Origin of the sequence: Streptomyces sp. NPDC086080 (assembly GCF_044540255.1) — a bacterium.
GTDB lineage: Bacteria > Actinomycetota > Actinomycetes > Streptomycetales > Streptomycetaceae > Streptomyces.
In genome coordinates this window covers 1-2,047 of the sequence record NZ_JBITRU010000098.1, presented here as the reverse complement: position 1 = coordinate 2,047, position 2,047 = coordinate 1, and the positions used below count along the sequence as shown (strand labels likewise).

Below are 2,047 nucleotides of genomic sequence, written 5' to 3'. Positions count from 1 at the left end.
GACGACCCCACCCAGCACAACCCCTACACCTACGGCAACAACAACCCCGCCACCTACTCCGACCCCACCGGCGAAGCCATCGCAGAATGCATGCGGGGAGAGATCGCCTGCAGCGGCGGACTCCCCAAGCGCAAGCCCAAGATCAACTCTGCTGTCTCAGGAGGAAACCCCGGCAGCCCCGGCAACTCCGGCTCCTACATCCCCTGGACCCCCGGAAGCAAGAAGCGCATCCTCGCCAATCCGTCCAAGGGGCGCTACAACTCCTACGGCCACCTCGGCCACAACTCCTACGGCCACACCACGTCCGCCGCCCAAAAAGAATACAACGACGCATACCGCGAAGAACGCCGCCTCGCAGACATCGCATACACAAAAGCACAAGCAGAAAAAAACAAGAAGGACGAAGGATTCGAGTTCAGCCTGAGCGGCATCACGGAAGCTGCGAAGTCCGGCTGGGACAAAACAGGCGGACGGGCAGTAGCGGCCGTCAGCGACCATTTCTCCGAACACTGGCGTGACTACCTGGCGAACGGAGTTCTGCTAGTTGGTGCTGCCGGCGGGCTGGCGTGTTTGGCGTCCGTTGTTTGCGGTGTTGGTGGTGCCATTGCGATAGGGGCGGGAACCGCGGCTGCAAACTATGTGGCGTCAAGTGCGGGAACAGAGAACTGGAACACCGCAACCTTCACGATAAATACCGTTACCGGCGCCGGTGTCGGCTACCTTGGCGGCACGAGCGCTGCCGGCCAGGCAGCCAACAGGATCGTGTCCTTCGCTCGAATGGACAGAAGTTTGAATCGCATCGAGAGGACAGTGCAGCGAATGAGGGACGAAGGGTGACTCGATTTCAGAGGGAAGTGGTCAGAGCCGTAATCCCGCTGGCTATTCTCACAGTAGTCGTTGCTGTCACCGCTAGTGCAATCGGGGGATGGTTTCAAACCCTGGGGTCGCCAGTGATTGTGATAGGCGCGGGGATGCTCTGGGGGCGCGCATTGAGGGAGAAGCTGAGGCGGGAAGACAAAGATGACTGACCACGTCCGGCCAGGTACTACTGATCTTTTGACTGGGGCTTGACAAGTCTCGGGGTTGCGGTATGCCGGTTGTATGGGGTTTTCGGGGGCGGCCGTGCCGGGGTCGCGGGAGTTGGAAGCGCGGCGGAGTTGTTCGAACAAGGGGTGCGTCAGGTGCGGGTAAGCCGAGCGGCTGGGGGTGTCCCGGCAGGCGGTAAGTCAGTGGCACGCGGCGTGGAGAGCGGGCGGCGTGGAGGCCCTGGCGGCGAGATACGGGAACACCACGGTTCACCGGCGGCTGACGGACGAGCAGGAGGCCGAGCTGGTCACGCTGCTGCGGCAGGGTCCCACGGCTCACGGCTGGGATGATCAGCGGTGGACGCTCGCGCGGATCTCCCGGCTGGTCCAGGAGCGGTACGGGCCGTCGTACTCACCGGGCGGGATGTGGCAGTTATTGCGGCGTCTTGGCTGGTCGTGGCAGGTTCCTCAGGGGCGCGCGATTCAGCGGGACGAGGAGGCGATCGCCGCATGGTGCACGGAGACGTGTCCGGCGGTGTCCCATCCGGGCGAGCGGTGAGTGAGGACCGCTGGATCGTCTTCGGTGACGAATCCGGGGCCGCTGTGTCCTCGGTGATGCGCCGCACCTGGGGTCCAGAGGGCACACACCTGTCGTGCGTCTGAACGCATCGAGGCGTGGGCGGGTCAACATGGTGGGCTGGCTCGCCTACCGCCCAGGGCGTCCACCACGGCTTTTCTCCTGGTACAAGGCAGGCAAGGGCTACACGAAGGAGGACTTCCCGCTCCTGCTGACGGCTCTGAAGATCCGCCTCGGCGGGAAGCTCACGGTGGTCTGGGACAACCACTCCAGCCACCTCGCCCGCGACGTCCACCAGCTGGAGCAGCGGTCAACAATCCTGGCTGGAGATCGTCCAACTGCCCGCCTAATACTCCAGCCGTAGATCGTGATCTTGCCGGTGGGGTCGGCTGAGAGACAGGTACAGCCACCGCTGATCATCGGTGTGTGAAGACTGAAGATCGTG

2 protein-coding genes and 1 pseudogene are annotated in these 2,047 nt (G+C 63.4%); all 3 read left to right on the top strand.

The genetic code is table 11. From position 1 onward, the window contains the following. Positions 1 to 837 (top strand): annotated as a pseudogene (locus ACIF9R_RS38210) (hypothetical protein); the annotation flags it as partial. Between the two features lie 363 nt (positions 838 to 1,200). After that, complete coding sequence (locus ACIF9R_RS38205) at positions 1,201 to 1,584, top strand: winged helix-turn-helix domain-containing protein (RefSeq protein ID WP_399987718.1); 384 nt, start codon at positions 1,201 to 1,203, stop codon at positions 1,582 to 1,584. A gap of 94 nt (positions 1,585 to 1,678) precedes the next feature. Further along, positions 1,679 to 1,966: a hypothetical protein gene (locus tag ACIF9R_RS38200; protein WP_399987716.1), complete on the top strand. Its 288-nt coding sequence runs from the start codon at positions 1,679 to 1,681 to the stop codon at positions 1,964 to 1,966. Positions 1,967 to 2,047 lie beyond the last annotated feature (81 nt).